Origin of the sequence: Methylomagnum ishizawai (genome assembly GCF_900155475.1) — a bacterium.
Lineage (GTDB): Bacteria > Pseudomonadota > Gammaproteobacteria > Methylococcales > Methylococcaceae > Methylomagnum > Methylomagnum ishizawai_A.
On sequence record NZ_FXAM01000001.1, the window covers coordinates 2,958,249 to 2,970,947 of the forward strand.

The 12,699-nt window shown below is 63.5% G+C and carries 10 protein-coding genes; 8 read left to right on the forward strand and 2 right to left on the reverse strand.

The window, feature by feature from the left end:
- Positions 1-15: 15 nt before the first annotated feature.
- From flgE to flgL, 8 genes are all read left to right on the forward strand, one after another.
- Positions 16-1,284, forward strand: a complete 1,269-nt coding sequence (flgE, locus tag B9N93_RS13065; protein WP_085214326.1) for a flagellar hook protein FlgE — start codon at positions 16-18, stop codon at positions 1,282-1,284.
- 40 nt (positions 1,285-1,324) lie between these two features.
- Positions 1,325-2,065, forward strand: coding sequence for a flagellar basal-body rod protein FlgF (flgF, locus tag B9N93_RS13070; RefSeq protein WP_085214328.1), 741 nt, complete (start codon positions 1,325-1,327; stop codon positions 2,063-2,065).
- Between the two features lie 38 nt (positions 2,066-2,103).
- Entirely contained in the window at positions 2,104-2,892 is a 789-nt protein-coding gene (gene flgG / locus B9N93_RS13075) for a flagellar basal-body rod protein FlgG (protein WP_085214329.1), read from the forward strand.
- An 11-nt stretch (positions 2,893-2,903) separates the two neighbouring features.
- On the forward strand, positions 2,904-3,596 hold the full coding sequence (flgH, locus tag B9N93_RS13080) for a flagellar basal body L-ring protein FlgH (RefSeq protein ID WP_085214331.1): 693 nt from the start codon (positions 2,904-2,906) through the stop codon (positions 3,594-3,596).
- A gap of 14 nt (positions 3,597-3,610) precedes the next feature.
- Entirely contained in the window at positions 3,611-4,735 is a 1,125-nt protein-coding gene (locus tag B9N93_RS13085; protein ID WP_085214332.1) for a flagellar basal body P-ring protein FlgI, read from the forward strand.
- A gap of 12 nt (positions 4,736-4,747) precedes the next feature.
- Positions 4,748-5,659, forward strand: a complete 912-nt coding sequence (gene flgJ / locus B9N93_RS13090; RefSeq protein WP_085214334.1) for a flagellar assembly peptidoglycan hydrolase FlgJ — start codon at positions 4,748-4,750, stop codon at positions 5,657-5,659.
- 160 nt (positions 5,660-5,819) lie between these two features.
- Entirely contained in the window at positions 5,820-7,520 is a 1,701-nt protein-coding gene (gene flgK, locus B9N93_RS13095; RefSeq protein ID WP_125468975.1) for a flagellar hook-associated protein FlgK, read from the forward strand.
- Between the two features lie 4 nt (positions 7,521-7,524).
- On the forward strand, positions 7,525-8,820 hold the full coding sequence (flgL, locus tag B9N93_RS13100; protein WP_085214338.1) for a flagellar hook-associated protein FlgL: 1,296 nt from the start codon (positions 7,525-7,527) through the stop codon (positions 8,818-8,820).
- Positions 8,821-8,878: 58 nt separating this feature from the next.
- On the opposite strand, the gene B9N93_RS13105 is transcribed toward flgL, so the two are convergent.
- On the reverse strand, positions 8,879-10,459 hold the full coding sequence (locus B9N93_RS13105; protein WP_085214340.1) for a peptide chain release factor 3: 1,581 nt from the start codon (positions 10,457-10,459) through the stop codon (positions 8,879-8,881).
- A 93-nt stretch (positions 10,460-10,552) separates the two neighbouring features.
- Entirely contained in the window at positions 10,553-12,646 is a 2,094-nt protein-coding gene (locus tag B9N93_RS13110) for a carbon starvation CstA family protein (protein WP_085214342.1), read from the reverse strand.
- Positions 12,647-12,699 lie beyond the last annotated feature (53 nt).

Consider the following 12,699-nt stretch of genomic DNA (forward strand, 5'->3'; position numbering starts at 1 on the left):
CACGAGGTCGCCCCCATGAGCTTCAGCATCGCCCTCAGCGGACTCACCGCCGCCCAGAACCTCCTCTCCGTGACCGGCAACAATATCGCCAACGCCAATAGCACGGGCTTCAAGGAATCGCGCTCGGAATTCGCCGATATGTACGCCAGCACCTTCGCCAATATCACGGCGACCACGCCGGGGATGGGCGTGCGTATCGCCAACGACGCCCAGCAATTCCGCCAAGGCACCCTGGACAGCACCGGCAACACCTTGGATTTAGGCATCAATGGCGAAGGTTTCTTCGTGCTGGGCCAGAGCCTCGACAACACCCAGGCCCAGCTCTACAGCCGCAACGGCACATTCCACGCCAACCAGGACGGCTACGTGGTGAATAACGACAACCAGCCCTTGCTGCTCCACACCGCCAATGGCGACACCGCCGCCGCCGGCTTCAGCAGTTCGCTACAAGCCCTGCGGCTCGACACCACGCAAAGCGCCCCCCAGGCCACCACGACCGTCAACGAATCGGTGAACCTGAATTCCAACAGCAAGACCCCGGTGGACGCCAACGGCGCCACCCTGGCCTTCAACGCCAACGACGCGACCACCTACAACTGGTCGAACGCCATCACCACCTATGATTCGCTGGGCGATAGCCATCTGGTGACCAATTATTTCGTGAAGGATTTGAACACCGCCGGGCAGTGGAACATGTACAGCGCCATCGACGGCACCGTCCTTTCGACCACCTCGACCCCGCTGGCCTTCGACAGCAACGGCAACCTGACCAATGTCAACGGGGCCGCCTCGACCACGCTCGCCCTGCCCGAATACACCATCCCCGACAGCAACGCCGCCGCGCTCAACATCACCCTGGATCTGGCCAAAAGCACCCAGCTGTCGGGAAGCTCCAGGGTGCTCGGCGTCACCCAGGACGGCTTGCCGGTCGGCAACCTGAGCGGGGTCAGCATCGACAAAACCGGCATCGTCTCCGCCAATTACAGCAACGGCGCAACCAAGACCCTGGGCCAAGTGGCCCTGGCCCGGTTCCAGAACGTGCAGGGCTTGCAGAAGATCGGCGACACCGAATGGACCCAGACCATCAACTCCGGCCCGGCCATCATCGGCGAGGCCGGGACCAGCGGTTTCGGGGCGATCAATTCGGGTTCCCTGGAACAATCGAACGTGGACATCGCCCAGCAGCTCATCAAGCTGATCGTGGCCCAGCAGTCCTACCAAGCCAATGCCCAGAGCATCACCACCGAGAACCAAGCCATCGATTCGGTCCTGAACATCCGCTGATCGGGGTGGGCGCAAGCATTCATAGAGAGGAGCCAAGACCATGGACCGCGGCCTTTACATCGCGATGAGCGGTGCCAAGCAAATCCTGCATTCCCAGGATTCCAACTCCAACAACCTCGCGAACGCCAACACCACCGGCTTCCGCGCCGACCTCGACCAATTCAGGACCATGCCGATGTTCGGCGTGGGCCATCCCAGCCGGGTCTACGCGATGTCGGAACGGCCCGGCGTCAACTTTTCGGCGGCGGCTTTGCAAACCACGGGACGGGAATTGGACGTGGCCATCGATGGCGAGGGCTGGATCGCCGTGCGATCCAAGGACGGCAGCGAGGCCTATACCCGGGCAGGGGACTTGCATATCACCGCCCAAGGACAATTGGTGACGGGCAACGGACTCCAGGTCATGGGCAACAACGGCCCCATCGCCATCCCGCCGCAGGAAAAGATCGAGATCGACCGCGACGGCAGCATCAACATCGTGCCGCAGGCCACGCCCATCGCCAACCTAGCCGTGATCGACCGGATCAAGCTGGTGAAGCCGCCCTTGGACCAGATGGAAAAAGGTACCGACGGCCTGTTCCGGGTCAAGGGCGGACAACCCGCCCCCGCCGACGCCGGCGTGAAGCTGACCACGGGCACCCTGGAAGGCAGCAATGTCAGCACGGTCGGCGAGATGGTGCAGATGATCCAACTGGCCCGGCAGTTCGAGCATCAGATCAAGATGATGAAGACCATCGACGAGGATGGCGGGGCCAGCGCCCAGATCATGCGGATGGGCTGAAGCGACCCAAGAACCGAACCACACAATAGGCAACGACCATGACCACCCCCTCCCTCTGGATCGCCAAAACCGGCCTCGACGCCCAGCAAACCCAAATGGCGGTGATCTCCAACAACCTCGCCAACAGCAACACCTACGGGTTCAAGAAGGAGCGGGCCTTGTTCGAGGACTTGCTATACCAGAACGTCCGTCAGGTCGGCGCCCAATCCACCCAGAACACCACCCTGCCCTCCGGCCTGCAACTCGGCACCGGCGTCCGCACCGTCGCCACCGAGAAAATCCACACCCAGGGCAATATCGTCCAGACCCAGAATTCCCTCGACATGGCGATCAATGGCCGGGGTTATTTCCAAATCCTGATGCCCGACGGCAGCTTGTCCTATAGCCGCGACGGCAGCTTCAAGCTGGATTCCAACGGCCAGATCGTCACCAACGGCGGCTACGCCCTGGAACCCGCCATGACCGTACCGCAAGGGGCGCAAAGCATCACCGTCGGCACCGATGGCACGGTGTCGGTCCTCTCGCCCGGCAATACCGCGCCCACCGTGATCGGCAATCTCCAAATCGCCGATTTCGTGAATCCCACCGGACTCCAGCCGGTTGGCGAAAACCTGTTCAAGGAATCCCTGGCCAGCGGTGCCCCCATCGTCGCCACCCCCGGCCAGGACGGCGCGGGCACCATCCAACAAGGAGCGCTGGAAACCTCCAACGTCAACGTGGTGGAAGAGCTGGTCAACATGATCGAGACCCAACGGGCCTACGAGATGAACTCCAAGGCCATCTCCACCACCGACCAGATGTTGAGCTTCGCCTCCAACAACATGTGAGGACCGCCGCCATGACCGCCTTCCGCGCTTCCGCCCACGCCGCCCTGTGCGCGTGCTTGCTGCTGACCGGCTGCGCCGACCTGCTGCATCCGCCACCCAAGCGCGACCCCAACTACGCCCCCACCCGCGCCGAGGATTCGACGCCGCCCTTGACCAATATGGGCGCGATCTTCCAGCCCGGCTACGAAATCCGCTTGTTCGAGGACGCCAAGGCCCGCCGGATCGGCGACACCCTGACCATCCTGCTGAGCGAGCAGACCAAGGCCCAGAAGAGCGCCAACAGCAGCGCCAGCCGCGAAGGCACCACCACCGTGGACGCCCCGGTGATCCTGGGCCAGCAAGCCGCGCAAATCCTCGGCCACAGCCTGGAAAGCAGCCTGAAGGCCAGCAACGATTTCACCGGCAAGGGCACCAGCAACCAAAACAACGCCCTGACCGGCAGCATCACCGTGACCGTGGTCGAGGTCTTGCCCAACGGCAACCTCCGCATCCAGGGCGAAAAGCGCTTAGGGCTCAACCAGGGCAACGAATACATCAAGCTGTCCGGCATCGTGCGCCCCCTCGACATCGACCCCGCCAACACCGTGGATTCCAGCAAGGTGGCCGACGCCACCATGGTCTACAACGGCGAGGGCCAGATCGACGACGCCAACCGCATGGGCTGGCTGCAACGCTTCTTCACCAGCGTCATCTTCCCCTATTGATCCAGGAACCGGCCATGAATACCCATACATTGTTTCAGACCACGGCCCGCGCCTTGCTCGCGGCCTTGATGCTCTGGGGTTTTGCCGCCAGCGCCCAGGCCGAACGGGTCAAGGACATCGCCGGCGTGGCCGGGGTCCGCAGCAACCAATTGATCGGCTATGGCCTCGTGGTCGGGCTCACCGGCACCGGCGACAAGAACCCCAACCGCTTCACCAGCCAGACCCTCCGCGACATGCTGCTGCAAATGAACATACAACTGCCCGCCGGATTGGACCTCAAATCCCGCAACGTGGCGGCGGTGTCGGTACAGGCCGAACTGCCGCCTTTCTCCAAATCGGGCCAGACCATCGATGTCACCGTGGCGTCCTTGGGCGATTCCAAGAGCCTCCGGGGCGGCAGCCTGCTGATGACCCCGCTCAAAGGCGCGGACGGCCAAATCTACGCCATCGCCCAGGGCAACCTGGTGGTGGGCGGACTCGCCGCCCAAGGCTTGGACGGCTCCAAGATCACCGTGAACGTGCCCAGCGCGGGCCGCATCCCCAACGGGGCCACGGTCGAGCGCGAGGTGCCGACCGGCTTCGCCCAGGGCGGGCATATCCTGCTGAACCTGCACAATCCCGATTTCACCACCGCCAACCGGCTGGCCGAGGAAATCAACCGCACCTATGGCGGCGAAGTGGCCCGCCCCATCGACGCCGCCACGGTCCAGGTCCAAGCCCCCCGCGATCCCTCGCAGCGGGTGTCGTTCACCTCCATGGTCGAGAACCTGGAAATCTCCCCCGGCGAAACCCCGGCCAAGATCATCGTCAACTCGCGCACCGGCACCGTGGTCATCAGCAGCCATGTCAGGGTCCAGCCCGCCGCCGTCACCCATGGCAACCTGTCGGTGACGATCAGCGAAAAGCCGGTGGTGAGCCAGCCCGGCCCCTTCTCCAACGGCCAGACGGCGGTGGTGCCGCGTTCCGATATTTCGGTGAAGGAGGACGCCAACCGCATGTTCGTGTTCAAGCCGGGCGTCTCGCTGGACGAGATCGTCAAGGCGGTCAACAACGTGGGCGCGGCCCCCAGCGATCTGGTCGCCATCCTCGAAGCCCTCAAGAGCGCCGGGGCGCTTAGGGCCGAACTCATCGTCATCTAAGGGGATGCGGCCATGATCAAATCCAGCGGCTTGGCCGATGTCTACACCGATTTCAAAGGCACGGCGGCGCTCCGCACCCAGGCCAAACAAGACCCCAAGGCAGCGCTGAAGGAAACCGCCCAGCAATTCGAGTCGCTGTTCGTGCAGATGGCGCTGAAAAGCATGCGGCAGGCCACGCTGAAATCCGGCCTGACCGACAGCCCGCAATCCGAGACCTTCCAGGAAATGCACGACCAACAACTGGCCGTGGAATTGGGCAAGCATTCCAAGCTGGGCATCGCCAACATGCTGGAACGCCAACTCGGCGGCGGCGCGGCCCCCTCCAGTGGATTGAACGGCAAGAGCCTGGACGATTACCGGCAAACGCCCTACTACCGCCCGCGCGGCATGGCGGCGGGCGTCCAGCACACCGGCACCCGCGCCCCGGTGGACATGCCGACCGCGAATCCAGGCTCCGGCGAATTCGACCACCGCGATCAATTCGTGGCGGCGGTCTGGCCCCATGCCCAAAAGGCGGCGGCGGAAATCGGCGTCGATCCCAAGCTCCTGGTGGCCCAGGCCGCGCTGGAAACCGGCTGGGGCAAATCCCGCAACGGCAACAACCTGTTCGGCATCAAGGCCGACCGCCATTGGCAAGGCGCGAAACTGACGGCAGGCACCACCGAATTCGTCGGCGGCGCCCAGGTGCGGGAGCAAGCCGCGTTCCGGGCCTATGGCAGCCCCGCCGACAGCTTCCGGGACTACGTCGGTTTCCTCAAGAGCAACCCGCGCTACCAGGCAGCTTTGCAACACGCCGAGAACCCGCGCCAATTCATCGCCGGGCTACAGAAGGCGGGCTATGCCACCGACCCGGCCTATGCGCGGAAAGTGATGGCGATCTACCAGGATGGCAACGCCTTCGATCAAGTGCCGGAGATTTTTTGAAAACGGACTGGAGCGCGAACTTCAGTTTGCATGGCGCAAACCCCAGCCTGCGCCCCAAGGAAGGGCGGCAATCTCAGGAAAGGCGCGAGGATGCCGATAGATTTGGATGGGATAATGGCTTGCCACGGGCGCAAACCCCGTGGCCCCCAAGGTGGAACCCATGGCGGACGGACTTCTAGGCATCGCGGCATCGGGGCTATTAGCGGCGCAACGCGCCCTCGCCACCACCGGCAACAACATCAGCAACGCCAACACCGACGGCTATAACCGCCAGCGGGTCGAAACCAGCGAGCGCGATTCGACCTATACCGCCGGAGGCTATCTCGGCAACGGCGTCAATATCGACACCGTCGCCCGCCTCTACGACAACTTCCTCAACACCCAGGTCCGCACCAGCCAATCCGCCAGCGGCGGTGCCACGGCCTACAACCAGCTGACTTCCCAGATCAACAGCTTCATCGGCGACCGCAGCGCCAGCCTGTCCGCTCCGCTGCAATCCTTCTTCAACGCCGCCCAGGACGTGGCGAACGATCCCAGCGCCATCGCCGCCCGCCAAGTCCTCCTGACCCAGGGCGACAGCGTGGCCCAGCGCTTCAACGTCCTCGACACCCAGTTCAACACCCTGCGCGCCCAGGTCCAGCAAACCCTGAGTTCCGACGTGGACCAGATCAATACCTGGGCCGAGACCATCGCCCAGCTCAACACCCAGATCGTGTCCCAATCCGCCAGCGGCACCGGCCAGCCGCCCAACGACCTGCTCGACCAGCGCAACCTGTTGTTGGAAAAGCTGTCGGGCAAGGTCGATACCAGCGTCATGACCGAGGCCGACGGGGCCATCGACGTGTTCATCGGCAACGGCCAGAGCCTCATCATGGGCTCGGCCTATAACCGCCTGCAAACCCAGCCCTCGGCCTACGACGCCCGTGCCGACGACATCGTCCTTTCCAGCGGCGGCGACCAAGGCGCCATCGTCGTCACCCACGCCCTGACCGGCGGCGAAATGGGGGGACTGCTGAAATTCAGCCACGACGTGCTGGACCCCGCCCAGAACAGCCTGGGCCGCATCGCCGCCGGTTTCGCCCTGGCGGTCAACGCCCAGCACCGCCAGGGCAGCGACCTCAAGGGCAATGCCGGGCAGGATTTCTTCACCGACCCCACCACGCCCACCGATGGCTGGTTCGCCAAGCAAACCAACGGCGGCGACGCCCAACTGCGCGTGGCTTTCGACAATACCCCGGCCACCGCCACCACCCCGGCCAACACCCCCGCCCAGCTCACCGCCAGCGATTACCGCCTGGACTACGACAGCGGCGGCAACGCCGTCCTGACCCGGCTCAGCGACAACACCAAGTTCACCGACAACCCGGCGGGTTCGGGCGGGTTCCAGGTCGATGGGCTCAAGATCGGCATCGCCAGCGGCACGGCCAAAGCGGGCGATAGCTTCCTGATCCAGCCGTTCCGCACCCCGGCGGGCACCATCCAAGCGGCCCTGGACGATCCCAACCAAGTCGCCGCCGCCGGTTCGCCCTCGACCGGACCCGGCGACAACGTCAACGCCAGCGCCCTCGTCAACCTGCAACAAACCAAGGGGATGCTGGAAGGCAAAGCCAGCTTCCAAGGCGCCTATAACCAATTGATCGGCGAGGTCGGGGTCAAGGCCAATGCCGCCACCCTGGACAACACGGCCCAGAAGAACCTGCTCGACCAAGTCACCCAGTCCCGCGAATCGGTGTCGGGCGTGAACCTGGACGAGGAAGCGGCCAATCTGGTCAAATTCCAGCAAGCCTATCAGGCTTCGGCGCAATTGATCCCGGCGCTGAACAACACTTTCGACGCGCTGATGGCGGCGGTCAGGAGCTAGGGCCATGCGGATATCGAGCGGTTGGATACAACAACTGGGCGTCAATTCGATGCTGAACCAGCAATCCCTGGTGTCCCAGACCCAGATGCAGCTATCCACCGGCCTGCGGGTGTTGACCCCGGCGGACGATCCGGGCGGGGCGGTCGGCGCCCAGATCATGACGGAATCGCTCAAGACCACCCAGCAATACCAAACCAACCTGACCACGGCGCAAGGCCGCTTGCAACTCGAAGACTCCGCCCTGGATTCGGTGGATACCCTGTTGCAGCGGATCAAGGAAGTGGCGGTGCGCGGACTCAACGACACCCTCACCGCCAGCGACCGCCAAGCCCTGGGCGATCAAACCCAGCAATACCTCGACGAAATCACCGGGCTCGCCAACACCAAGAACGCCAACGGCGAATACATCTTCGGCGGCTACCGCACCGATACCCCGCCCTATGTGTTCGACGACCAGCGGACGCCGCCCAGTTATGTCTATCAAGGCGGTCAACAGCAGCGCTCGCTGCGGATCGGCGATCTGCGCAACATCGAGGATGGCGATACCGGATTCCGGGTATTCGAGGACGTGCCCTCGACGGCGGGCAAGCTCGGCATCGCCAATGTCGATGGCAAGCAAAGCCTCCTCAACACGGTCTACACCCTGGCCCAGGCGCTCAAAGGGGATTTGACCGGCACCCATGGCACGCTCACCGGCACGGCGAACCTCGCGGGCGGGAAGGATTATTCGGCGGGACCGGCAAGCTTCGATCTGGCGGTGGACGGCGGCACGGCGGAAACGATCACCATTCCGGCCCAGAACTACCCCTCGGCCCAAGCCTTGGCCGATGCCATCAACACCCAAATCAGCGCGGGACCGCTCCGGGACAAAGTGGCGGCGCAAGTCAGCAACGGGGCGATCCAATTCGCATCGGTCCAGATCGGTCCCAACGCCAGCGTCACCGTCAGCCAGGGCACGCCCGGCTTCCTGGCCGACGCCGGGCTAGCCGATCCCTCGACCGGCACCGGATCGACCACCGAATTCCACGCCACCGCCAGCGCGGCGCTGGCCGATATCGACACCGGCCTGGAGCGGGTCTTGGATATCCGCGCCAGCGTGGGCGCCCGCCTGAACGCCTTGGACGAGCAAGACTCCCTGCAAAGCAAGTTCATCATCGACACCCAGGCCAACCTGTCCAAGGTGCAAGACCTCGACTACGCCGAGGCCATCAGCCGGTTCAGCCAACAGCAAACGGTGCTGCAAGCCTCGATGACAGCGTTCTCGCAGGTGCAGAAGCTGTCCTTGTTCAATTATCTGTGATCCCGCCAAGCCATAAAAAAACTGCCGCCGGAGAAAATGCGGTTTTTTCTGCCCAAAGTTATAGCTCCCGCGTCGCGCTGAATTTCACCTCCGGCCAACGCTCCTGCGCCAAGGCCAGATTCACCCGGCTGCTGGCGAGATAGACCAGATAGCCGCTGCCGTCCTCCGCCAGATTGTCGAACAACTTGCGCTTGAATTCCTCCAGCTTTTTGGGATCGTCGCAAGTCACCCACCGCGCCGTGGTCACCGACACATTGTCGTAGACGCATTCGACGTTGTACTCGGATTTCAGGCGGAACGCGGTCACGTCGAACTGCAACACCCCCACCGCGCCCAGGATCAAATCATTGTTCTTCAAAGGCTTGAACAACTGGGTCGCGCCCTCCTCGGTCAATTGCTGCAAACCCTTTTGCAGCGCCTTGGCCCGGAGCGGGTCTTTCAGCACCACGCGGCGGAACAATTCCGGGGCGAAATACGGCACGCCCTCGTATTTCAGGGTTTCGCCCTGGCTGAAGGTGTCGCCGACCTGGATGGTGCCGTGATTGTGCAGACCGATGATATCGCCCGCGTAAGCATCCTCGACATTCACCCGGCTATCGGCCTGGAAAGTGATGGCGTTGGCGATCTGCACCGCTTTGCCGATGCGGACATGGTGCATCTTCATGCCCTTAGTGTATTTCCCCGAGCAGATGCGCAGGAAGGCGATGCGGTCGCGATGGGCCGGGTCCATGTTCGCCTGGATTTTGAAGACGAAGCCGCTGAATTTTTCCTCCTCGGCTTCGACCGTGCGCTCCCGCGCCTGCCGCGATTGCGGCCCCGGCGCGAAATCGGCGAAGGCGTCCAACAGGTCCAGCACGCCGAAATTATTGATGGCCGAGCCGAAGAACACCGGCGTCTGCTTGCCCGCCAGATAGGCGGCATGGTCGAAGGTGTGGCTCGCGCCCTGCACCAGTTCGATTTCGGTGCGGAGTTCGTCGGCCTGATCGCCCAGCACCTCGTCCAAACGGGGATTATCCAAACCCTGGATTTTCTCGCCCTCGACGATGCGGTCGCCATGCGAGGGGCTGAACAGATGCACGGCGTCCTCGGCCAGGTTGTAGACACCCTTGAAACGCTTGCCCATGCCGATGGGCCAAGTGATGGGCGCGCACTGGATTTTGAGGACCGATTCGACCTCGTCCAGCAGTTCGATGGGCTCGCGGCCTTCGCGGTCCAGCTTGTTGATAAAGGTGAGGATGGGCGTGTCGCGCAAGCGGCAGACTTCCATCAGCTTGATGGTGCGGTCCTCGACGCCCTTGGCGCTGTCGATCACCATCAGGGCCGAATCCACGGCGGTCAGGGTGCGGTAGGTGTCTTCCGAGAAATCTTCGTGGCCGGGGGTGTCGAGCAGGTTGAAGATGCGGTCCTTATGCTCGAACTGCATGACGGACGTGGTCACGGAGATTCCGCGCTGTTTTTCCATCTCCATCCAGTCGGAAGTCGCGTGGCGGGCGGCTTTGCGGCCCTTGACCGAACCCGCGAGTTGGATCGCGCCGCCGAACAGCAGCAGTTTTTCAGTGAGGGTGGTTTTACCGGCGTCGGGGTGGGAAATGATGGCGAAGGTGCGCCGCCGTTGGAGTTCCTGGAGGGTTTCGGACATGGGGCTTGGGGGTGGGGAAAAGGCGGCATTATAGCCGGATCGGCGCGGGGGGCGGGTCGTTACGCCACGGCTCCACGCCGATCCGGCGGAATATCAATCCCGCACCCAATCCTCCACCAAGCGGCTCGGAATATGCGCCGACTCGCTGGACGGCGGATGCGGCTTCTTCACGACGATGGCCCAGCACACCCGCAAGGTATCGCCCGCCAAGGTCCACGACACCAGCAAGAACAGCGCCGTCAGCCCGGCATCCAGATAATCGTTAAAGATCAACTGCGGAGCCTTGGCGGCTTGTTCGGCGGGCAAGGCACCCGCCGCCAGTTTGTCGGCCATATCCCGCGCATGGGCCAGGAAGCCGATGCGCAATTCCGGGCTGAACAGCTTTTCCAGCGCCGCCGTGGTGGTCACGATCAACAGCCAGGACAACGGCACCGCCGTCACCCAGGCATAGCGCAGCTTGCCGCTCTTGACGATGATGGTGGTGGCGACACACAGCGCGATACCGGCCAACATCTGATTGGCGATGCCGAACAACGGCCACAGGCTGTTGATACCGCCCAAGGGATCAATGACGCCGATATACAAGAGATAACCCCAGCCGGACACGACCATGGCCGAGGTCAAAATCACCCCCGGATACCAAGACGTGCGCCCCAGCGCCGGAATCCAATTGCCCAGGATATCCTGCAACATGAAGCGGGCCACCCGCGTCCCGGCGTCCAGCGTGGTGAGGATGAACAGCGCCTCGAACATAATGGCGAAGTGGTACCACAGCGACAGCATGCTCTGACCAAAGGCGCTGGCGAACAACGACGCCATCCCCACCGCCAGCGACGGTGCACCGCCAGTGCGGGCGAACAGCGTGGTTTCGCCCATCTCGCGGGCCAGGAATTGCATCTGCTCCACCGTCACCGGGAAGCCCCAACCGGAAATCTTCGCCACCGCGTCCACGGCTTCCTTGCCCACCACGCCCGCCGGGCTGTTGATGGCGAAATAAACGCCAGGGTCCAACACGGTCGCCGCCACCATCGCCATGATCGCCACGAAGGATTCCATCATCATCGCGCCATAGCCGATGAAGCGGGCGTCGGCCTCGTTCGCCAATAGCTTAGGCGTGGTGCCGGAGGAAATCAGCGAATGGAACCCGGAAATCGCCCCGCAGGCGATGGTGATAAACACGAACGGAAACAGCTTGCCGCCGAAGATCGGGCCGGTGCCATCGACGAAGCGGGTCAGCGCGGGCATCTTGATTTCCGGGTGCAGGAACAGGATCGCCACGGCCAGGGCGGCGATGGTGCCGAGCTTCATGAAGGTGGAGAGATAATCGCGCGGGGCCAACAGCAACCACACCGGCAACACCGCCGCCGCGAAACCATAGGCGATGACCATGAAGGCCAAAGGCTGCCCATCGTAATCGAAGGCTTGGCGCAGCCCCGGCATTCCATCGACCACCCCGCCACCCCAGACCGACAACAACAGCAGCGACACCCCCAACACCGTGGCTTCGATCACCCGCCCCGGCCTGAGTTTGGACATATAGACCCCGATCACCATGGCGATGGGAATGGTCGCGCCCACGGTGGAGGTGGCCCAGGGGCTGTGCTTCATAGCGTTGACCACCACCAAGCCCAGCACCGCGATCAGGATAATCATGATGCACATCACCCCGAGCAGGGCCGCGCCGCCGCCGATGGGACCGAGTTCGTCGCGGGCCATCTGCCCCAGCGAACGCCCGTCGCGGCGGATGGAACAAAACAGGATCACGAAATCCTGCACGCAACCGCCCAGCACCGCCCCGACCAGAATCCACAAAGTGCCGGGCAGATAGCCGAATTGCGCGGCCAGGGTCGGCCCGATCAACGGCCCCGGCCCGGCGATGGCGGCGAAATGATGGCCGAACACCACCCATTTATTGGTCGGCACGAAGTCGCGACCATCGTCGAAACGTTCGGCGGGCGTGGCGCGGGAGCCATCCAGCACCAGCACCTGGGTCGCCACGAAGGCGCTGTAGAAGCGGTAGCCCAGCGCGTACACGCACACCGCCGCCGTCACGAACCAAATGCTGTTGACACTTTCGCCGCGGTTGAGGGCGATGCCGCCCACCGCCGCCGCGCCGAGCAGCGCCACCGCCAGCCATAGGGCGAGGGAGCGCCAGCGCGGTTTGTCTTGTTGTTGATCCTGGATCATGGTCGTCGATCTCTGCCGTGTGTCCGAAAGCGGCACAGGATACGGGGAATGGG